Here is a 20739-nt window from a genome sequence, read left to right as displayed (position 1 = left end):
AGAAATGAAGAAATTATTATATATCCTTATTGCTTTGCTATTTGTTTCTGCTGCTCAGGCACAGGATACTCCTATTCGTGAAGCAAACGATTTTTACCAAAAAGGTGAGTATGAAAAGGCTATTAAATCATATGAGTTCGTATTGGAAACCCATATCGAAGCTCCAGAGATTTACTTTAATCTTGCCAATTCATATTACAAAACAGGACAAATAGCTCCTGCAATTTTAAACTATGAGCGAGCTAAACTTCTTGCCCCTGAAGACAATGATGTGGAGTACAATTTAAAAATGGCTCAAGCTCATGTTTTAGACAAACTTGAAGTATTACCAGAATTATTCATTAAAAGATGGTTTTCTGGAATAAGAAATGCCTTCTCGGCAGATTTATGGTCATACCTGTCCATCGGATTGTTCTTTTTGTGCTTAGTATTTGCATGTTTCTACTTGTACAGCAATAAGGTTGGACTAAAAAAGCTAGGATTCTTTTTCGCAGGAATCAGTTTATTACTAAGCATTGTTAGTTACTCTTTTGCATCGACCCGAACCAATGAAATTACAAATCGTGAGTACGCAATCATCTTTAGCCCTAGCGTTACCATTAAAGGTTCTCCAGATGTGAGCGGTACAGAACTGTTCCTTTTACACGAAGGAACCAAAGTTAAAGTAATCGATCAGTTGGGCGATTGGAGAAATATTCAGTTAAGCGATGGAAACGAAGGCTGGCTAAAGAAAGAAGACATTGAAATGATATAGAAGTTTTCAATTTATAATATTAGCTGTTAGTTTTACTAGCAGCTATTTTTTTATAAAAATGATGAGAGAGTCATTTTTATAATTGAGTGAGACGAGCTTTTCAAATTATCATTTGATAAAAACGAAATTTCATTTTTTCGAATTATCATTTGATAAAAGACCAAAAAATTGATTTTTTGCCCAATTATCATTTAATAAAGAACTGAAAAATTGCTTTTTTGATCGATTATCATTTAATAATAGCATAAATAATTCCTTTTTTGATGTTTTATCATTTGATAAAAGGCCGAAAAACAATTTTTTTGATGCGTTATCATTTAGTAACTACTATCAATTAAAATTTCAAAATCTATAACAAATCAAACAAGCCTAATGAATAGCTTTAGATCTATTCTAATAAATACAAACTCATGATTTACACTATACAAAACAATCGTTTAAAAGTTTCGATTCTTGAAAAGGGAGCCGAACTATGCAGCATACAATCCATTGAAAATGGAACTGAATACATTTGGCAAGCCAATCCTGATATTTGGGGAAGCCATGCTCCTAACCTGTTTCCAATTATCGGATGCCTAAAAGAAAATGCATTTATTCATGAAGGTAAAGAATATGCCATGCCTAAACATGGATTTGTTCGCAACAATACCGATGTAAAACTATTTGAACAAAGGGAAAATTCCTTGACTTTCATTCTAACTTCGAATGAAAACACAAGAAAAGTTTATCCTTTCGAATTCGAGTTCAAGATTCACTTCATTCTGGAATCAAACAAGTTGAATGTCGTTCATGAGATTACCAATACCGGAAGCAATGAAATGCTATTCAATCTGGGTGGACATCCAGCCTTCAATTGTCAATTGAAAGATGGTGAAGAGTACAGCGATTACTATTTGGAGTTTGAGCAAAGTGAAACGCTAAACACCTGGAATTTGGCAGATGGTGGTTTAATTGGATCTGAAGGCAAATCAATTTTAAACAATTCAAACACCATTAATCTTCATCCAGAGATTTTCGCCAATGATGCCTTAATATTGAAAAATTTAAAATCTTCAGCAATTAGCTTGAAGTGCAAAAAATCAGATTTTGAATTGAAAGTGCGCTTTGATGATTTTCCTTATCTGGGACTGTGGGCAAAACCACATGCTCCATATGTGTGCATTGAACCTTGGATTGGAATTGCAGACAATGCTGATACCAACAGAGAATTTTCAAGCAAGGAATTGTTACAAAAGTTAAAACCAGGAAAGAATTTCTCAGCAGAATATTCTATTGAGATTAAGGCCTAAAATAAAGCGGCAGTTCAAATTTGAACTGCCGCTAATTTATTTCTATTTCATACACGGATAATCTGTATATCCAACCTCATTCCCTCCATAAAAAGTATCCTGGTTCGGAAAATTTAATTCTGCATCCAATTCAAATCTCTTTTCCAGATCCGGATTTGCCAAATATTGAACTCCAAAAGAAACCAATTCGGCAATATTCCTTTCAATGGCTTTATTTCCACTATCTTTTGAAAATCCACCATTTACCATTCTAATTCCCTGGTACAACTTGCCAAACTCGGATGCTACATCCTTAACCAACTGTGGATGTTCATCAATTGGCATCAACGGCTCAATTAAATGCAAATAAGCCAGCTTGTATCTATTAAGCTTCTTTATTACATAAGTAAACAAGCTACTTGGATCAGAATCACCCATATCATTAAATAAACCACTTGGCGATAACCTGACTCCTACTCGATTATTTGCCCATACCTCACAAATCGCATCCAATACTTCGAATAAAAAACGAGCGCGATTTTCAATACTATCGCCATACTCATCCTTCCTATGATTGGTTTTGTCGGTTAAAAACTGATCAATTAAATATCCGTTTGCGGCATGAATTTCAATTCCATCAAAACCTGCCTCTTTTGCATTTTCTGCTGCAATTTTATAATCTGTTACAATTGATTTGATCTCCTCCAATTCAAGGGCTCTTGGTGTTTCAAAATCTTTTAATCCTTCGTAGGTAAAAGCTTGACCGGCCGCTTTTATAGCAGAAGGTGCCACAGGCAATTGTCCATTGTGAAAATCCGAATGGGAAATTCTTCCCACATGCCACAACTGAATAAACACCTTTCCACCTTTCTCATGAACTGCATTGGTAACCAGCTTCCAACCTTCTACCTGTTCCTTGGAATGTATCCCAGGTGTTGCTGGATATCCTACTCCTTGAGGCGAAATTTGACTTGCTTCGGTAATGATTAAACCTGCACCAGATCGTTGTCTATAATATTCAGCCATTAATTCAGTTGGGACATTACCTTCCCCAGCTCTATTTCTTGTCATTGGAGCCATAACCATTCTATTTTTCAGCTGTAAATCTCCTATAGAGAAATTGCTTAGCAATGTATTTTTAGTCATATTCTTTTATTATTTTTATTTATACAAGATATAAATAAGAACAGTAATCAAAAAATAAGGTTCATTAAAAAATCTTAAAATGAATTGGTAATAGATATTTTTATTTACCAAACTAAAATATGATCGAAGATTGCTAAGCGCTTTCAACATTGCTTTGTATCTTCGTTTGAAATTAGCGATAAGCATGAAGAAAATTGAACTACTGGCTCCTGCTAAAAACCTGGAAACAGGAATAGCAGCTATAAATTATGGAGCTGACGCCGTATATATTGGAGCACCCAAATTTGGAGCACGCTCTGCTGCAGGAAATACTTTGGAAGATATTGGTAAACTAATACAATATGCTCATAAATACTGGGCTAAAGTATTTATTACCATGAATACCATTCTGTACGATCATGAATTAAACGAGGCAGAAAAGCTAATTCATAAGCTGCATGAAATGGGTGCTGATGCTCTAATTGTTCAGGATATGGGAATATTGGAAATGAATTTACCTCCTATCGAATTGCATGCCAGTACCCAAACTCACAACTACGATTTAGATAGAATTCAATTTTTAGAGAAAGTTGGATTCAAAAGAATCATTCTTGCAAGAGAATTATCTCTTGAAGAGATTAAAAATATCAGAAAAAATACAAGTGTAGAGTTGGAGTATTTTATTCATGGAGCCCTTTGTGTTTCGCTAAGTGGACAATGCTATTTCTCTCATGCTATCGGCGGACGTTCAGCAAATCGCGGAGAGTGTAGTCAGGCTTGTCGTATGAAATATGATTTGGTTGATGATGAAGGAAAGGTAATCGCTAAGGATAAACACCTTCTGTCTCTAAAGGATCTGAATTTGTCTGATCATTTAAGTGAAATTGTAGATGCTGGAGTTTGTTCTTTAAAAATAGAAGGCAGATTAAAGGATAGTTCATACCTAAAGAATGTTACGAGTTACTATCGACAATCTTTGGATAAAATATTCAATAAGAAAAGGGAGTTTGAAAAAGCTTCATCGGGAACAATAAAACCTGGTTTTAAACCTGATCCTGATGTTACTTTTAATCGCGGCTATACACCTTATTTTTTTACGGGAAGAATTCCTGAGATTGCCAATTTCCATACGCCAAAATCAATGGGTAAAGAAATTGGGAAAATCCGAGAAGTGAAAAAAGATCATATTGTTGTTGATAGTAAATTTAAGCTAAACAATGGTGATGGACTTTGTTTCTTCAATAAAAACAAGCTTTTAAAAGGATTTCAGGTGAATGGCGTTCAGGGGAACAAAATATTTCCCAATGATATGAGCATGCTCCAAAGAGGAGCTAGCTTGTTTCGTAACAACGATCATGAATTTGCTAAGCTTTTGAAAAAGGACAATGCCATTAGAAAAATTGGCGTAGAATTCTATCTGGATATTTTCGATGGATGTGTTAATCTTACCGCTATAGATGAAGATGAAATCTCAGCAAACATACAAATTCAGGAGGATTTTGAAAGTGCAAAAAATGAGGAATTGGCTTTAAGCAATATCAAAAAGCAACTTCAAAAAAGTGGCGATTCTATCTTTGAAATCAACAATATCGAAATCAACTTTGATAGAGTTCCTTTTGTCCAAGCCAAGAGGTTAAATGATCTCCGCAGACAATGCTTGGATCAATTGACTCAGACTAGAATAGAAACTGCAAAACAGGAAGAAAGCAGATTACTTATAGCTCATCCACAATATCCTGCAAAAGAATTAACTTATATGGGAAATGTGGTGAATTGTAAGGCTGAAGAGTTCTATCATAAATGCGGTGTAGAAAAAATCGAAAAGGGATTCGAACTACAAAAAAATCATTCAGGTAAAACCATCATGACTACCAAGCATTGTTTGCGTCATGAGTTTGGAATGTGCCAAAAGCTTACCAAAACGGAAAAGAAGGAAAACAAAGCATTGTTTTTGGTGGATAATAAAAATCGCTACAAGTTGGAATTCAACTGTCAACGCTGCGAAATGAAGATTATTTTCGGATAATCACTTCATTAATTTATCAAATATTACGAACCGTTAAAGTCTTACATTATGGTTCACTATATAGAAAAACTAATTCGTGAAGGCGAACACCAACAGCAAGATTTCAAATTTTGCATTACCGATTCACGAAAAATTGCCAAATCATTATCTGCCTTTGCCAATACCGATGGAGGCAGACTACTTATTGGTGTTAAAGACAATGGAAAAATTTCTGGAACCAAGGTTGATGAAGAGTTTCATATGATTCAGGCTGCAGCTGAAATGTATTCTAAACCTAAAATCGAATTTGAAAGTAAGGTTTGGACCGTTCATGGCAAAAATGTACTCGAAATTACAATAGAACCATCAAGTAATATGCCCCACTATGCACAAAATGAAAATGGAAAGTGGCTGGCATATGTCCGAAAAGATGATGAAAATAAACTTGCTAATCGAATACTTTTGGAGGTTTGGAAACGCAAATCGAAACCAACTGGAACTTACCTGGAATATACCGAAACTGAAAGTGTACTGCTGGAACACCTAAAAATTAATGAAAACATTAGCTTGAATAAATTCTGCAAACTGGCAAAAATAAGCAGATATAAAGCGGAACGAATTCTTGTAAAACTAATATGCTGGGAAGTTTTAGAACCCAACTTTGAAGAAAAAGGAACCAGTTATAAATTGAAACAGGTAGAAAGCAATTCTATTTGAAGCACATCACACAAAAAGACATAAAAAAACCGCATCAATTAATGGATTTTAAACTCCTGTATGACAGGATTTGAGTGCCTGCTTGGTCAAGTTTCCCCTGTGCCGAAGCAACCCGAAGGTTGGGGCCTGCTTTTGCAAGCATGTTGCTTTCTCGGTATGTGATAACTGTTGAGTTTAACAATCGCTAATTAATGCGGAATGCTTTTATTCTATATGCAAAGAACGTTCTGTTTCTACTTGCAAAATAAGTAAGAATCTACCATTAAACAAGGGTTTCAGTGATTTTTTCGTCCACTTTTTGACGAATCGCAACAAGAATCAATCGCAACACTCAAATAATTAAATGCTTATTAAAATTTTTATTTGCCACATATTCACTTCACTTTGGCTTACCATGCAATATTCTTATTTTTGCGTTTATTAATTCATAAATATGGCATCAATTCCTTACATAGATATTCATACACATCAAGTGGATTCCGATCCTGAAATCCTTTCTATTATTAATATGACTATTGGTGAATCTAAAATTGAATTGAATAAGGATCAAGCCTATTCCATTGGAATTCATCCTTGGGATATTGAAAAAATAGAGATAGATTCTATCGATAACTATTTAGAAGTATTATCTGCCGACAAGAATAACATGGCCATTGGTGAAATTGGTCTTGATAAATTGATTGGTACCGATATTTCCATTCAAGAAAAGGTTTTTATCGCACAACTTCAATTGGCCAAATTAAAGCAGAAACCCGTAATTATTCATTGCGTTAAATCTCAAGAAGAGCTTCTTAGAATCAAACAAGGAAATGAAACCGGAACAGAATGGATTTTTCATGGCTACAATAAGAGCTTACAATTGGCGAAGGATTTATTAAAATTTGGATTTTTTCTTTCTTTTGGAGAAAGCTTACTAAGAAATGAAAAACTTCAGAATGTTTTTCGTGAAATCCCATTGGACAAAATATTTCTTGAAACTGACGATAAGCATATCAATATTAGAGAGATTTATCAAAAAGCTGCAGAATTGCAAGGAGTTGATATTGAAATATTAAAAAAGCAAATTCTATTAAATTACCTAAAGTGTTTTTAAAATATGAGTGAAGAGTGGTTGAGCAGAACAAATCTGTTATTGGGAAGTGAAAAACTTGAAAAATTACAGAATTCGCATGTTCTGGTAGTTGGATTAGGAGGAGTTGGCGCATATGCAGCAGAGCAGATTTGTCGTGCCGGAGTAGGAAAAATGACCATTGTTGATGGCGATACTATTGATATATCGAATATTAACAGACAATTACCTGCAACAACCTCAAATCTGAACAAAGACAAAGCAGAAGTTATGGGAGCTCGCCTGCTAGATATCAATCCAAATTTGGATTTAAGAATTCTTAATGAGTATCTTAAAGATGAGCGAATGATAGAAGTTTTAAAGGAAGATGAATATGATTACGTGGTTGATGCCATTGATACGCTGGCACCAAAAATTTTCTTGATCTACCACAGTCTGCAAAACAATATAAAAATTGTAAGTGCAATGGGTGCTGGTGGCAAAACAGATCCAAGTAAGATACAGATTGCTGACATTTCAAAATCCTACAATTGTAAATTGGCACGTATGCTTCGAAAACGCCTTCATAAACTAGGTGTATACAAGGGAGTACAAGTTGTATTCTCTCCTGAAGATGTTTCTAAAGATGCTGTAATTCTGGATGAAAGCAGGAATAAAAAATCAAATGTAGGTACGATTTCTTACATGCCACCCTTGTTTGGATGCTTTATCTCATCAGTAGTGATTAAAGGATTATTGGCAGATTCTTAAATTTAAAAATTAAGACATATGCTCTACTTTGATATTATTAATACTCCCATTGGAGACTTATTGCTTTTAGCAAGCGATAATGGTCTAAAGAAGATTCTTTTTGAAAAACAATTCAGATCCTTGGAAATTCCAAACGATTGGGAACAAGATAAAGAGAAACTGTCGCAGGCAAAAGAACAACTCCTTGCCTATTTCGATAATAATCTAATTGAATTTAATTTGCAATTAGATCCTGAGGGAACCGTTTTTCAAAAGCAAATCTGGAAACAATTGGAAGAAATTCCTTTTGGAGAGATTAGGTCGTATCAAGATATAGCAAATGTCATTGAAAAACCTAATGCTTGTAGAGCAATTGGTATGGCCAACTCAAAAAATCCAATTCCAATAATTATTCCATGCCATAGAGTAATTGGTAAAAATGGAAAACTAACAGGATATGCTGGAGGAATTGATATTAAAGCCAAACTATTACAACTAGAAGGTATAGATTTAGGCAATGATTCACAACAGTTCGCATTATTTTAAATTTATTTTTTGAAAAACAACCTAAAGTTTCTTATTCAATTTTAACACACCTTAACTTTAATATAGAGCACTTTCTATTGAATTATCTTTGATTTGATGGCTATTTCATCTAACTTGCCGCTCGATAAAAAAATCAATGCGAGACATTGGTAAAGTATCATTAAATCAATAAAAACAATTCATGGGTAAAATTTTAGGACATAGTTTCCACATTCCTGTTATGGGTACAGGATTTACAGTGGATACTCCTGTTAAAGTGGCTCATTTGGGAATTTCTTCGGTAGTATCAATCGTAGATGATGTTCTTGTAGAGAAAATGCGAGAAATGTACTGCAAGAAGTTAAGCCTTCCATTTAAGCCTATTACAGAAAAAACCAAAGATTTTCGTGCAGAAAGAATTACATCTTATCTGAATTTATTAGATAATTTGGTAAAGGAGAAATTTGAAAATCTTAAAGAATCCATTCAGGAAAAAGGAAAAGAATTAGAAGAATATCTTGACTTACTACCTGATTTTTCAGAAGTAAAAAAAGAATTCAAAGAAAGGTTTGCTGACAATCCATATGTGAAAGAAGCAAAAGAATGGTTGAGTAACAACCTTCCTCTTGGGTCAATTGATGTTAATATCATGACCAAATTAGACAAAGGAAACCAATATGAAGGTGAAGATTTACCAGTTGAATTCAATGATGCCCATGCAGCTCTTCGTGGATTTGCGATGAGTAACCTGGAGAGCTCCATGGTCCTTTCAGCAGGAATGAACCCACGTTTGTATGGTTACCTTGAACAATTCGATGATTTCTATCCGGATCAAAACGGATATATCAAGAAAAAAATTGTTCTGAAAGTGAGCGATTACCGATCGGCTCTAATTCAAGGACGTTTTCTTGCTAAAAAGGGAATTTGGATTTCGGAATACCGAATTGAATCGGGGTTAAACTGTGGTGGACATGCTTTTGCCACGGACGGTTTTTTGATGGGTCCTATTTTGCAGGAGTTCAAAGAGAAGCGAGATGAACTAAAAGATAGTCTTAATCCTATTCTTTTTGACAGCTTAAAGGAAAAAGGGAAATCAGTTCCTTCCGAACCCCTGGGTATAAAAGTTACAGCTCAAGGAGGTGTTGGAACTGCTGAGGAACATGAATTCCTAATGCAACAGTACAATTTGGATTCAATCGGTTGGGGATCACCATTTTTAATGGTGCCTGAAGCTTGTGATGTTGATGAAAAAACATTGTCTTTACTTGAAAAAGCAGATGAAAAAGATCTTTCCTTGAGTCATGCTTCTCCTCTTGGAGTAAGATTCAATAATTTGAATAGCAACACCAGAGATGCCGATGTTTGGGACAGGTTAAAACAAAACAAACCAGGAAGCCCATGTACTAAGCGATACATGATTGCAAATACTGAGTTTACCAAAGAGCCTATTTGCACCGCTTCTCGTCAGTATCAAAAGTTAAAGCTAGCTCACTTAAGAGAGCAAAACTTACCACAAGAAGAACTTGAGAAGGAAATAAGCCTATTGCTTCAAAAGACATGTTTGTGTAAAGGATTATCCACTGCCTCGTACTTGGTGAATCATATTGATACGATGAAAGATGGTGATGGAGTATCAATCTGTCCTGGGCCAAACCTTGCATATTTCACAAAAAAGGCAAAGCTAAAGGAGATGATTGATCACATTTACAATCGTACCAATTTGATCGAAAGGAAAGACAGGCCTCACATGTTTATTAAAGAATTGAATTTGTATTACGATTACTTAAAAGAGCAAGTGTCGGAAATCAAAAATCCAATTCCTAAACAAATTAAATCTCTTGAAGGATTTAAGAAAAATCTTTTAAGCGGCGTTGATTACTATAAAGATCTTTCGCAAAAATTTTCAGATAAGTACAATGACATGAAAAATCAAGTCTCTAAAGATCTGGAAAAACTGGAAGGAGAAATTAGGAATATTCTGATTAAAACAGAATCATAATTTATACAAAAGCCAATCTTTACAATTCATTAAAAGATTGGCTTTTTTCTTATCTACCATACAACTTCATTAAACCTTATCTTTATTTATGTCTCTTATGGCGTAAAACACCCATTGTATTTTGAGTATATAAACTCTGAAGTTTGGGTAAATTCAATCTATTTTCTTGTCACAAAAGCTGGCATATTTGTAATGTGAAAGGGAAATCACAATGCTTAACCATACAATCATTGTGAGTGAGTAGAGAGGTAGTTTAATTTTCAACTGCGAACATACTTCAAATCCTACATTGTTTAGGTAAGGGTTAGAGTTTAGTAGGGTTTGAAGTATTTCCCACTTATTATTTGAACTTATTTATTGGAACTTTTCCATATTGTTAGTTTTTGCTTCAAAACTGTAAAAAGGTTGTCACCAGACTTTTTTACAGTTTTTTTTATAAAAAAAGCTGAAATCAATAAATTGAAATCAGCTTTTCCTCATAGCTAATAATTATTTAACCTTCTTGTGTTTCTATCACTTCTTTTTTTATACCTGCTATTTTCTCCAGCATATCAGTTGTAATCGATTTAGGTCTTTCCAATGGATAACCAAGTGCTCTGTCCCAAATGATGTTGGCACAAATACCAATGGCTCTACCAATACCAAATAAAACAGTATAGAAATCATATTCGGTAACACCATAATGCCATTGAATTACACCTGATTGTGCATCTACGTTTGGCCATGGATTTTTTGCTTTACCATGTTCCTTTAGGATTGGCGGAACAACATTGTAAAGTAAATCTGCATATTTAAAGATTGGATCATCTGGCAAGTGTTTCAAACTAAACTCACGCTGCAACATGTAACGAGGGTCAGTTTTACGCAGTACGGCGTGACCAAAACCCGGAATTACCTGGCCTGAATTTAAAGTATCCCAAACAAATTGTTTCATCTCATCTTCGGTAGGTAATTTATTCCCCATCTTATCCATTACTTCCTGCAGCCATCTTAACACTTCCTGATTAGCCAAACCATGAAGTGGTCCTGCCAACCCATTAATCATTGCTGATATTGACAAGTAAATATCAGATAAGGAGCTCGCTACCAAATGACCTGTATGGGCACTAACGTTACCGCTTTCATGATCACTATGAATGATAAAGTGAAGACGAGACACATCATCGTAAGGAGAATCAATTCCCATCATATGAGCAAAATTCCCTCCCATATCTAAGTTAGGGTTTGATTGAATTCTTGGTCCTTGTCGATACAATTTATTATAGATATAAGAAGCAATTTCCGGAAGTTTAGCCAATAGGTTTAGCGCATCTTCATATGTAGCTTCCCAATAATCTTTCTTATTCAAACCTGCATGATATTGACGATTGAATACCGATTCACGATTCAATGTTAAAATTGCGGTAGAGAAAATTGCCATTGGATGACTGCAACATGGGAAAGAATCAATTACCTCATAAACATAGCGAGGTACAATTCTTCTTTTGCTAAATTCATCTACCACTTGCATTACCTCTTCCTGATTAGGAAAATCTCCAGTTAGTAACAAATAAAACAAACCTTCAACATAAGGCATTGTTCCGCCCTTAGGTTTTGGCAAGTTTTCAATTACTTCTCCCAGAGTATATCCTCTGTAACGGATACCTTCTTCAGGATCCAAATAAGAAATATCAGTAACCAGTGATTTCAATCCCCTCATTCCTCCAATCACTTGAGATACGGTTACATTATCTACAACCACATCTCCATATTCTTTTAACAGGCGTTTCGTTCTTGGTCTGTGTTCTTCAATCTTTTCAGACAAAGTATGTTTTAATGTTTTCTTCATATGGTCTATACTTTAGAGTTGGAATCAAGTGGGGTATTGATTCCAGAATTATGAAATGTTTATTGTTTTAGTTGTTTTGTTTTCTGATTAAATTCAGTGCACTTCCTGCTTTAAACCACTCAATTTGAACCTTGTTGTACGAATGATTTGCAACAATTTGATCGTTTGTACCATCTTCATGTGTTACAACAAGTGTTAATGGTTGTCCAGGAGTAAAATTCGTTAAACCGATAATATCAATCTGATCTTTTTCCTGAATTTTATCGTAATCCGTTTTGTCGGCAAATGTCAGTGCCAATACACCTTGTTTTTTCAAATTGGTTTCATGAATTCGAGCAAAAGAACGCACGATAACCGCTTTAACACCCAAATGACGCGGCTCCATTGCTGCATGTTCTCTTGATGATCCTTCACCATAGTTTTCATCGCCAACTACAATCGAACCTACTCCTTTATCTTTTAAGGCTCTCGCTGTAGCAGGGACTTCGTCGTAAGTACCGCTCACCGGATTGAAAATAGAATTGGTCTCTTCGTTAAAATAATTAACAGCTCCAATCAGCATATTGTTCGAGATATTATCCAAATGACCACGGAACCTCAACCATGGACCAGCCATAGAAATATGATCTGTAGTACATTTTCCTTTGGCCTTTATCAACAGATTTAATCCTTTATAATCCGCACCATCCCATTCTCCAAAAGGAGCTAATAACTGAAGACGTTCCGAATCAGATTTCACATCCACAACTACCTCCGAACCATCTGCCTGAGGAGCCAGATAACCAGAATCCTTCATATCAAAACCATTTGGTGGAAATTCTAATCCTGTTGGTTCATCAAGCTTCACCTCTACTCCATCTTCATTAATCAGAGTATCAGTCATCGGATTGAAACACAAATCTCCCGCAATTGCCATAGCGGTTACCAATTCTGGCGAAGCTACAAAACCATGGGTATTTGGATTTCCATCATTACGTTTGGCAAAATTTCTATTGAAAGAGGTAATGATTGAATTTTTTCTTGTAGGATCATCTGTATGACGCTTCCACTGTCCAATACAAGGACCACAAGCGTTGGCCATGATCACACCACCAATATCCTCGAACTCTTTCAGTATTCCGTCTCTTTCAGTTGTATAACGCACTAATTCTGAACCCGGAGTTACCACAAACTCGGCCTTTACTTTTAGTTTCTTATCCTTCGCTTGCTTAGCCAACGAAGCAGCTCTAGATAAATCTTCGTAAGATGAATTTGTACATGATCCAATCAAACCAACTTCCAAAGTCTGCGGATAATCATTCTCCTTAACAGCTTTAGCAAAAGATGATAATTCATGAGCCAAATCAGGGGTAAACGGACCATTGATGTAGGGTTGCAATTCTGAAAGATTAATTTCAATTAACTCATCGTAATACTTTTCTGGATTCTGATAAACCTCTTCATCAGAACGCAAGTGCTCCATTACTACATCGGCCAAATCTGCAACTTGCTCACGACCTGTATGACGCAAATAGTTACTCATATTCTGATCGTAACCAAAAATAGAGGTAGTAGCACCAATCTCCGCTCCCATGTTACAAATTGTTCCTTTACCAGTACATGACATGGCATCGGCACCTTCGCCAAAGTATTCTACTATTGCACCGGTACCACCTTTTACAGTTAGAATACCTGCTACTTTTAATATTACATCTTTAGGTGAAACCCATCCGCTTAATTTACCTGTAAGCTTTATACCAATTAATTTGGGCATTTTTAGCTCCCAAGGCATTCCGGCCATCACATCAACCGCATCGGCTCCACCAACACCAATGGCTACCATACCCAAGCCACCTGCATTTACAGTATGCGAATCGGTACCAATCATCATACCTCCAGGAAATGCGTAGTTTTCCAGAACAACCTGATGAATAATACCAGCTCCTGGTTTCCAAAATCCAATGCCATATTTGTTAGATACTGATTCCAAAAAGTTATATACCTCATTGTTTTGATCTTTAGCGTCAGCCAAATCTTTTTCAGCTCCTATTGATGCCTGAATCAAATGATCGCAATGTACTGTAGATGGAACCGCTACTTTAGCCTTACCTGCATTCATAAACTGAAGCAAAGCCATTTGAGCTGTAGCATCCTGCATTGCAACTCTATCCGGAGCAAAATTTACGTAATCTACTCCTCTTTCAAATTTTTCCCCTTTTTCTTCAACAGATAAATGTGAATACAATATTTTTTCACTTAAGGTTAGTGGTTTGCCAAGAACTTTTCTGGCTTCATTCACCCTTTCGGGCATCCTCTCGTAAACAGATTTTATCAATTCAAAATCAAATAGCATGTCTAGTGAATTTTTGATTAATTTATATTTCAAATTTTGGCCTTTCAACATTCAACAATCGAAAATCTTAGAATGAAGATCAATTTTTTCGGATTTCCCGATCTTTTTATATGTATTTTTAATACATATTTTCAAATGCTGATATTTCTAAATCTCAATATTTTAAGCCTACTCACAACTTATAAATAGATGTTAAGTAAGGTCAAATTTAGATATCTAAATATAACAAAAACTTGGTATTTTAAAAAGGTGCCAGTTAATTTCTTGTTTAAGAAAACTCAAAATTTACACCTTTGGCACAGTTTTAGTGTATCCCAAAAAATTCCCCCTAATAAATTTGATTTCAGGTTTGAATTTTAATTCGCCTAAAGGGATCTACCCTTTGAACCGAATTCGACCACCTGAAGGTCTTTAATGTCTTTACCATCGATTGTAAACTTCACCAAAGTTTGAACTTTGTGAAATCCCTGTAATCCTGCAGCTCCTGGATTTATATGCAACAAATTCAGTTCTTTGTCGAATATTACTTTTAAAATGTGAGAATGCCCTGAAATAAAAAGTTGTGGTGGATTGTTATAAATTTCCGGCTTCACATTTAAATCATACTTTTTAGGATATCCTCCTATATGAGTCATCCAAACATCCACATTCTCGCAAGTAAATCGATTATGCTTTGGATATTGCGAGCGAACTTCCTGACCATCAATATTGCCATGAACTGCAACGAGAGGTGCGATTTGATCAAGAGTTTCTGCCGTTTCAATATTTCCAATATCGCCTGCATGCCAAATTTCATCACAATCACTCAAATGCTTTAATGCAATGGAATCAAGATGCCCATGTGTATCGGAAAGTAATCCAATTTGCTTCATTTACTTGTGTTTTGAATTTTGGAGGCATGAAGATAAGAAAAAGATTCAATTATTAACCGGAAATTAAAGTTTTAAACCCAATATATCTTACAAGTTGTCGGTATTAATTATTACTTTTGCAAGCTAAATTTTGAAAGTAAATACAATTCTATAAATGGGTTTCAAAGAAGAAATTAAAAGACGCCGTACGTTCGGAATTATTTCACACCCGGATGCTGGTAAAACTACACTAACCGAAAAATTGCTTCTATTTGGAGGTGCAATTCACGTTGCCGGGGCTGTAAAATCAAATAAAATCAAGAAAACAGCAACTTCTGACTTTATGGAAATTGAACGTCAGAGAGGTATTTCGGTTGCGACATCGGTAATGGGATTTGAATACAAAGGACATAAAGTTAATATCCTTGATACTCCAGGTCACCAAGATTTTGCAGAAGACACCTATCGTACCTTAACTGCCTGTGATAGCGTAATTATTGTAATTGACGTTGCCAAAGGGGTTGAGGCACAAACCAGAAAATTAATGAAGGTTTGTAGAATGCGTAAAACACCTGTGATCGTATTCATTAACAAAATGGACCGCCTTGGTAAGGATGCTTTTGATTTGCTTGATGAAATTGAAAAAGAACTGGAGCTAAGTGTGAATCCTTTGAGCTGGCCAATCAACATGGGGCCTGACTTTAAAGGTGTATATAATATTTATAACCGAAATTTAAGCTTGTTTACGCCTGCTACTCAAACCGTAGAAGAGAGTATCGATTTTGATGATCTATCCAATCCAAAATTGGAAGAGTACATTGGTGAAGATGCCGAAGTACTTCGCGAGGAGTTGGATTTGGTATCGGGAGTGTATCCTGAATTTGATGTACAAGATTATTTGGATGCAAAGATTGCTCCTGTATTTTTTGGTTCTGCTTTAAATAATTTTGGGGTAAGAGAGTTATTGGATGTTTTCATTAAAATTGCTCCTTCACCACTTCCTTGTCAGACAGTTGAGAGACAAATTCAGCCAGAAGAAGATAAATTCTCGGGCTTTGTATTTAAGATTCATGCCAATATGGATCCAAATCACCGAGATAGAATTGCTTTTGTGAAGATTGTTTCAGGTACTTTTAAAAGGAACACACCATACTTGCATGTTAGAAATGGAAAGAAATTAAAATTCTCCAGCCCAACTGCATTTATGGCCGAGAAAAAATCAATTGTTGAGGAAGCATACCCAGGCGATATTATTGGTTTGCACGATACTGGTAACTTTAAAATTGGAGATACCTTAACTGAAGGTGAAAAAATCAACTTCAAAGGGATTCCAAGCTTCTCCCCTGAGTTGTTCAAATATATTGAAAATGCTGATCCAATGAAATCGAAGCAATTGGCAAAAGGCATTGATCAGCTAATGGACGAGGGAGTTGCTCAGCTTTTTACTTCTCAGTTTAATGGGAGAAAGGTAATTGGAACTGTTGGTGCTTTGCAGTTTGAAGTAATTGAGTATCGTTTATTACACGAATATAGTGCTTCTTGTCGCTGGGAACCAATTCAGCTGCACAAAGCTTGTTGGATCAAAACCGAAGATGAAGAACAATTAAAAGAATTCAAGAAGGCAAAATATCAATACATGGCTAAAGATAAGCATGGTAGAGATGTTTTCCTGGCAGATTCAGGGTACATGCTACAAATGGCACAATCGAACTATCCGAATCTTGAATTCCATTTTACATCAGAATTTTAAATCAGATAGAATATGGCTTTAAAAGAAGGATTAACTGCCACACAAGAAATGATTGTTGGCGAACAAAATACAGCAAAATATCACGGATCAGGTAAACTAGATGTTTATGCAACTCCTGCAATGGTTGCTTTTATGGAAGGAACTGCAGTAGCTTGTATCGATGCTGATCTAGAAGAAGGAATGGATTCGGTTGGAATCCAAATTGACACCAAACACATCAAAGCCAGCAAACTTGGTGCTAAAATTACTTGCATTGCAAAATTGGTTAAAGTGGATGGTAAAAAGTTAAGTTTCGAAATTGAAGCATCTGACGAAGATGGACAAATTGGTTCTGCTTTCCACGTTCGATATGTTATCGATCCGGTAAAATTCATAAGCAGATTGTAAATAAACCAATACTAAATATGTAAGCCCTGAAAAAATATTACTCTCAGGGCTTTTATTTTACTTTCTCCATAGTTATTTATTCCATCAACCTCTTCTCTCCTTCAAGCTTTTTCAGCTCGGTTAAATCCTGACTCACTTCGATACAACCTTTGTAGTTTCCTTCTTCATCGCGCAAAGCGAAGTATTGAATTAAAATAAACCTGCCTTGCATTTGAATCCAGAAGGGTTCGCTATCTTTTGCTCCCGATTTAAAGGCTTTCAACAGCTCATCTACAACGTGGACACTCTCGGGTGGATGACAGTTCTGAACTGTTCTGCCAATAATTGCTTTAGAACGGGTAAAAAACCTGTCCTTAGGATTAGAAAAGAACCTCACTCTGTCGTTTTCATCAATCATTGTGATATCGACAGGGAGATGATTCAGAAGCATCATTGCCTGGTCCAAAGTCATTAACCCAGTATCAAAATTTAGTAATGTGTTGCCCAATTGGCGAGCATCAAGCTCTTCTCCTTCCAAAGCAAACAATTTCGATTCTTTACTTTTTTGTTCCTGAGAAAAAACAGGAGTATCAATAAAACTAAACCCTAATTCCACACTTTGTTGATTCATTTCATCCCATAAATCAGATGATACAGCATTCAGTGCTACCGGAAACAGCAAGTATTCTTCTCTGAAAATAATGGTATACATCAAAAAAAACAGGTCCCCAATTAACTTATTAATTAAATTGAGGTCTGGTTGATCTGCACCAAGTGCCTGCAGCAATTCCTTTCTGATGCGTCTGATATCGTCATGAATAGACCACATCACCCCCAAACATTTGTATTCTGGATACTGATTTTCAAAATAAGGAAAGAAGATATTCTCTTTTCGTGAATAATGCTTTTCGAATTCTGCAAACTCCTCAATTCTAACACTAATTTCCTGCAGGTCATTCTTTAATTGCTCCTCAGTTTGTGCTTTATTAAAAGATTTAACCAAAGGTTTGATTTCCCCTAATCGTTTCTCCAACTCGCGATTTTCACGCATTAAAATTCCCAAGAAATGATTGAGTTCCAATTCTGGTTTTTCATGATCAAGAATAACATTGTGAAATACATTCAATGATTTATTGATCCCTATCTTCAGATCTCCCATTGGTAAATCTTCCTCAACCAACCTATGAACCACCTGAATAATATCGTTGGGGCATAAATGATCAATCGCCTCCTGATGAGTGCTGATTAATTCTTTCCCATTTTTCCCATTAATAAGGTCTAGACAAAACTGAAAAAGAGAATCAATGCGAGCGGCATTGTTATTAATAAATTCTGACATAGTGATATTTTTCTGTTGATCAGATCAAAATACAACAAATGTCACTTTCGAACAAGCCTAAAATGGATTACTCCACCTTTTCCTGACCGGCATAATGCTGCAAAAGAAATTCAATCACCGACCTTGCATTATCAGGATAGTTAAGTTTCTCAATTGCCCTTCCCCCATCAATCCATTCCTTTATCTTTACCGGACCATCATCCTCCAAATCTGCAATAACAGGAATTCCCAATTCTTTTAATGCATGAGCATTACAGACTTGTTCGAACTGATTTTTCATTGGAATCACTGCAAGCATCTTTCCTAGATACAAACTCTCAGCAGGAGTTTCGAATCCTGCTCCACAAAGAACACCTGCACAATCTTTCAAACTCCTAATAAAAGCCTCTCCGTTTACCGGGTTAATCTCAACATTTTCTGAGCGGTATTTGTTTTTGCTGTGTTTTGAAAAAACCACCCATTTATAATTTGGGAAGTGCGACAGAACTGAAATCAATCTCTCATCAGAGTAAGCAGGCAAATAAACCAGATAGTAGCCATGGTTTTCTGGCTCTAATAATCTTATTTCTCTCCTGATTACCGGGGTAAACATGTTATGCCCATATTCTTTAAAGTGAAAACTCACATTGTGATTGCAAGGGGCATAGTTTTTCAGAACCTGATAGCCAAGAAATTCAATTTTCGCAGGCATTGGTGTCCTTGAATTCAACATGGCTGATTGATGGCTCAAACCCAAACAGAAAACTTTCTTAAGCTTACAAGCCCAGGAAGTAACTGGTTCAAAGTCACTAATCACCAAATCGTATTCGTCAACAGGCAAACTACGAATGTCTTTGATAAATCGAATGACATTAAATTTTCTGATGGTTTTCCAAATATCGATACCTCCATTCTTGCCAAAGAAAAATCCCAATCCTTGTTTTTTGTATCTGATAGGATGATTAAATTCCAAATCATGGTGCAAGCCTGATATTAATATGTCAACTTCGGCTTCTTTCTGAAGATGCGGTATGAGTTCAATGGCACGACTCAAATGTCCGTTACCCGTTCCTTGAATTCCGTATAATATTTTCATTAAATAATTCTAGATCAAATAGTAGTTCCTAAAAATTTTCAAGATTTTTTTTACATTGTGCTTGTTATGAAACTGAAATTGTTTTTCCAGACATAGATGTAAAATCAACAAGCATTTGCTTAAAGATTTTTTCATTATCCTCCAGTTTATAACTTTCCAAATCAGGCTCTAGACTTTTAGCATTCAAATCCTTGTGGTACTCATAAATGCTCCACTCTCCTTTGTGGTACTCCAAAGCACTCAAACTTTCAATCCAGTCACCTGAGTTCAGGTAACATGTCGATCCATTTTTAGATTTTATTTCCTTAAATTCCGGATGATGAATATGACCACACACAACGTAATCATAGCCTTTATCAATTGCAATTTCTGCTGCAGTTTGCTCAAAACTATTGATGTATTTTACTGCAGATTTTACACTGTTTTTTATTTTTCTTGATAAAGAAACTTTCTCACGCCCCATCAATTTTGCAAAGTAATTCACCACTGAATTGATCATGATTAACAGGTCATATCCAATTGAACCAAGCTTTGTTAACCACTTGGCATATTGCATGGTAACATCAAAAACATCACCATGAAACACCCAGGCCTTCTTGCCATTGAGGTTTAAAATCAACTTGTTTACAATTTGTAACTTGCCTAAAGTAAATCCCTCAAATTTCCTCAGCAATTCATCATGATTACCAGTTACGTAGTACACTGGAACTCCTTTTGATAATAAAGATGTAATGTGTTTGATAATACGCATATGGGATTTAGGCCAATATCTTTTTTTAAATTGCCAGATATCCACAATATCACCGTTCAATATTAACTTTTCAGGTTGGATCGAATTTAGATATTTTAGCAGTTCATCGGCTCTACATCCTATTGTTCCCAAATGTATATCCGATAAAACTACAACTTCTACCTTTCGCTTGTTTTTTGTCATAAATTCAACTACTTGATTATAGGTAAAAGTACTTTCTGCTTGTTAACTTATTCAATAAGAAAGTTTATGAAAT

At 35.5% G+C, this 20739-nt stretch carries 17 protein-coding genes; 10 read left to right on the top strand and 7 right to left on the bottom strand.

Translation table 11 applies throughout. The annotated features are described in order from the left end of the window. Window positions 1-4: 4 nt before the first annotated feature. Both ACKPCA_RS02660 and ACKPCA_RS02655 read left to right on the top strand, forming a co-directional pair. Entirely contained in the window at window positions 5-754 is a 750-nt protein-coding gene (locus ACKPCA_RS02660; protein WP_321281219.1) for a tetratricopeptide repeat protein, read from the top strand. 410 nt (window positions 755-1164) lie between these two features. Then, window positions 1165-2043 carry an aldose 1-epimerase family protein gene (locus ACKPCA_RS02655; protein ID WP_321281217.1) on the top strand — a complete coding sequence of 293 codons (879 nt, stop codon included), beginning with the start codon at window positions 1165-1167 and terminating at the stop codon, window positions 2041-2043. Between the two features lie 42 nt (window positions 2044-2085). Here the strand turns inward: ACKPCA_RS02655 and ACKPCA_RS02650 are convergent, their stop codons facing one another. After that, window positions 2086-3168: an alkene reductase gene (locus tag ACKPCA_RS02650; protein ID WP_321281215.1), complete on the bottom strand. Its 1083-nt coding sequence runs from the start codon at window positions 3166-3168 to the stop codon at window positions 2086-2088. A 184-nt stretch (window positions 3169-3352) separates the two neighbouring features. Between ACKPCA_RS02650 and ACKPCA_RS02645 the strand changes: the two genes are divergently transcribed. The 6 genes from ACKPCA_RS02645 to ACKPCA_RS02620 all read left to right on the top strand — a co-directional run bounded on the left by ACKPCA_RS02645 (window position 3353) and on the right by ACKPCA_RS02620 (window position 10191). Next, a complete protein-coding gene (locus ACKPCA_RS02645; protein WP_321281213.1) occupies window positions 3353-5173 on the top strand; it encodes a peptidase U32 family protein in 1821 nt (606 codons plus the stop codon). Window positions 5174-5221: 48 nt separating this feature from the next. Then, complete coding sequence (locus ACKPCA_RS02640) at window positions 5222-5869, top strand: AlbA family DNA-binding domain-containing protein (protein WP_321281211.1); 648 nt, start codon at window positions 5222-5224, stop codon at window positions 5867-5869. A 433-nt stretch (window positions 5870-6302) separates the two neighbouring features. Continuing rightward, window positions 6303-6962 (top strand): TatD family hydrolase, encoded by a 660-nt coding sequence (locus tag ACKPCA_RS02635; RefSeq protein ID WP_321281209.1) that lies wholly within the window; start codon window positions 6303-6305, stop codon window positions 6960-6962. Between the two features lie 3 nt (window positions 6963-6965). Next, on the top strand, window positions 6966-7688 hold the full coding sequence (locus ACKPCA_RS02630) for a tRNA threonylcarbamoyladenosine dehydratase (protein WP_321281207.1): 723 nt from the start codon (window positions 6966-6968) through the stop codon (window positions 7686-7688). An 18-nt stretch (window positions 7689-7706) separates the two neighbouring features. Then, complete coding sequence (locus ACKPCA_RS02625; RefSeq protein ID WP_321281205.1) at window positions 7707-8213, top strand: methylated-DNA--[protein]-cysteine S-methyltransferase; 507 nt, start codon at window positions 7707-7709, stop codon at window positions 8211-8213. A 181-nt stretch (window positions 8214-8394) separates the two neighbouring features. After that, window positions 8395-10191, top strand: coding sequence for a hypothetical protein (locus tag ACKPCA_RS02620; protein ID WP_321281204.1), 1797 nt, complete (start codon window positions 8395-8397; stop codon window positions 10189-10191). Window positions 10192-10684: 493 nt separating this feature from the next. Here ACKPCA_RS02620 and ACKPCA_RS02615 read toward each other — a convergent pair whose 3' ends face one another. From ACKPCA_RS02615 to ACKPCA_RS02605, 3 genes are all read right to left on the bottom strand, one after another. Next, window positions 10685-12019 (bottom strand): citrate (Si)-synthase, encoded by a 1335-nt coding sequence (locus ACKPCA_RS02615; RefSeq protein WP_054721975.1) that lies wholly within the window; start codon window positions 12017-12019, stop codon window positions 10685-10687. A 67-nt stretch (window positions 12020-12086) separates the two neighbouring features. Continuing rightward, on the bottom strand, window positions 12087-14351 hold the full coding sequence (locus tag ACKPCA_RS02610; protein ID WP_321281201.1) for an aconitate hydratase: 2265 nt from the start codon (window positions 14349-14351) through the stop codon (window positions 12087-12089). A 365-nt stretch (window positions 14352-14716) separates the two neighbouring features. Then, window positions 14717-15223 (bottom strand): metallophosphoesterase family protein, encoded by a 507-nt coding sequence (locus ACKPCA_RS02605; protein WP_321281199.1) that lies wholly within the window; start codon window positions 15221-15223, stop codon window positions 14717-14719. Between the two features lie 154 nt (window positions 15224-15377). Here ACKPCA_RS02605 and ACKPCA_RS02600 point away from each other — a divergent pair, with 154 nt between their 5' ends. Together ACKPCA_RS02600 and ACKPCA_RS02595 are read left to right on the top strand one after the other, a co-directional pair. Next, window positions 15378-16952 (top strand): peptide chain release factor 3, encoded by a 1575-nt coding sequence (locus ACKPCA_RS02600; RefSeq protein WP_321281196.1) that lies wholly within the window; start codon window positions 15378-15380, stop codon window positions 16950-16952. A 12-nt stretch (window positions 16953-16964) separates the two neighbouring features. Next, window positions 16965-17339, top strand: coding sequence for a thioesterase family protein (locus ACKPCA_RS02595; RefSeq protein WP_321281195.1), 375 nt, complete (start codon window positions 16965-16967; stop codon window positions 17337-17339). Window positions 17340-17415: 76 nt separating this feature from the next. Here the strand turns inward: ACKPCA_RS02595 and ACKPCA_RS02590 are convergent, their stop codons facing one another. From ACKPCA_RS02590 to ACKPCA_RS02580, 3 genes are all read right to left on the bottom strand, one after another. Next, window positions 17416-18657: a DUF438 domain-containing protein gene (locus ACKPCA_RS02590; protein ID WP_321281194.1), complete on the bottom strand. Its 1242-nt coding sequence runs from the start codon at window positions 18655-18657 to the stop codon at window positions 17416-17418. 67 nt (window positions 18658-18724) lie between these two features. Beyond that, window positions 18725-19732, bottom strand: coding sequence for a glycosyltransferase family protein (locus ACKPCA_RS02585; protein WP_321281193.1), 1008 nt, complete (start codon window positions 19730-19732; stop codon window positions 18725-18727). Window positions 19733-19796: 64 nt separating this feature from the next. After that, window positions 19797-20666 (bottom strand): UDP-2,3-diacylglucosamine diphosphatase, encoded by an 870-nt coding sequence (locus ACKPCA_RS02580; protein ID WP_054721960.1) that lies wholly within the window; start codon window positions 20664-20666, stop codon window positions 19797-19799. Between the last annotated feature and the right edge of the window lie 73 nt (window positions 20667-20739).

The sequence above is a fragment of the Marinifilum fragile genome (assembly GCF_963677365.1).
In the GTDB taxonomy this organism is placed as follows: Bacteria; Bacteroidota; Bacteroidia; order Bacteroidales; family Marinifilaceae; genus Marinifilum; species Marinifilum fragile.
The sequence above is the reverse complement of the archived record's forward strand: the minus strand, read 5'-3'. Positions and strand labels throughout refer to the sequence as shown.

What these genes read in the sequence shown, in the direction of transcription:
- ACKPCA_RS02640 (WP_321281211.1), top strand. Translation starts at nt 5,222, where the DNA reads ATGGTTCACTATATAGAAAAACTAATTCGTGAAGGCGAACACCAACAG.
- ACKPCA_RS02585 (WP_321281193.1), bottom strand. Translation starts at nt 19,732, where the DNA reads ATGAAAATATTATACGGAATTCAAGGAACGGGTAACGGACATTTGAGT.
- ACKPCA_RS02590 (WP_321281194.1), bottom strand. Translation starts at nt 18,657, where the DNA reads ATGTCAGAATTTATTAATAACAATGCCGCTCGCATTGATTCTCTTTTT.
- ACKPCA_RS02630 (WP_321281207.1), top strand. Translation starts at nt 6,966, where the DNA reads ATGAGTGAAGAGTGGTTGAGCAGAACAAATCTGTTATTGGGAAGTGAA.
- ACKPCA_RS02580 (WP_054721960.1), bottom strand. Translation starts at nt 20,666, where the DNA reads ATGACAAAAAACAAGCGAAAGGTAGAAGTTGTAGTTTTATCGGATATA.
- ACKPCA_RS02660 (WP_321281219.1), top strand. Translation starts at nt 5, where the DNA reads ATGAAGAAATTATTATATATCCTTATTGCTTTGCTATTTGTTTCTGCT.
- ACKPCA_RS02650 (WP_321281215.1), bottom strand. Translation starts at nt 3,168, where the DNA reads ATGACTAAAAATACATTGCTAAGCAATTTCTCTATAGGAGATTTACAG.
- ACKPCA_RS02625 (WP_321281205.1), top strand. Translation starts at nt 7,707, where the DNA reads ATGCTCTACTTTGATATTATTAATACTCCCATTGGAGACTTATTGCTT.
- ACKPCA_RS02600 (WP_321281196.1), top strand. Translation starts at nt 15,378, where the DNA reads ATGGGTTTCAAAGAAGAAATTAAAAGACGCCGTACGTTCGGAATTATT.
- ACKPCA_RS02645 (WP_321281213.1), top strand. Translation starts at nt 3,353, where the DNA reads ATGAAGAAAATTGAACTACTGGCTCCTGCTAAAAACCTGGAAACAGGA.
- ACKPCA_RS02655 (WP_321281217.1), top strand. Translation starts at nt 1,165, where the DNA reads ATGATTTACACTATACAAAACAATCGTTTAAAAGTTTCGATTCTTGAA.
- ACKPCA_RS02635 (WP_321281209.1), top strand. Translation starts at nt 6,303, where the DNA reads ATGGCATCAATTCCTTACATAGATATTCATACACATCAAGTGGATTCC.
- ACKPCA_RS02605 (WP_321281199.1), bottom strand. Translation starts at nt 15,223, where the DNA reads ATGAAGCAAATTGGATTACTTTCCGATACACATGGGCATCTTGATTCC.
- ACKPCA_RS02610 (WP_321281201.1), bottom strand. Translation starts at nt 14,351, where the DNA reads ATGCTATTTGATTTTGAATTGATAAAATCTGTTTACGAGAGGATGCCC.
- ACKPCA_RS02615 (WP_054721975.1), bottom strand. Translation starts at nt 12,019, where the DNA reads ATGAAGAAAACATTAAAACATACTTTGTCTGAAAAGATTGAAGAACAC.
- ACKPCA_RS02620 (WP_321281204.1), top strand. Translation starts at nt 8,395, where the DNA reads ATGGGTAAAATTTTAGGACATAGTTTCCACATTCCTGTTATGGGTACA.
- ACKPCA_RS02595 (WP_321281195.1), top strand. Translation starts at nt 16,965, where the DNA reads ATGGCTTTAAAAGAAGGATTAACTGCCACACAAGAAATGATTGTTGGC.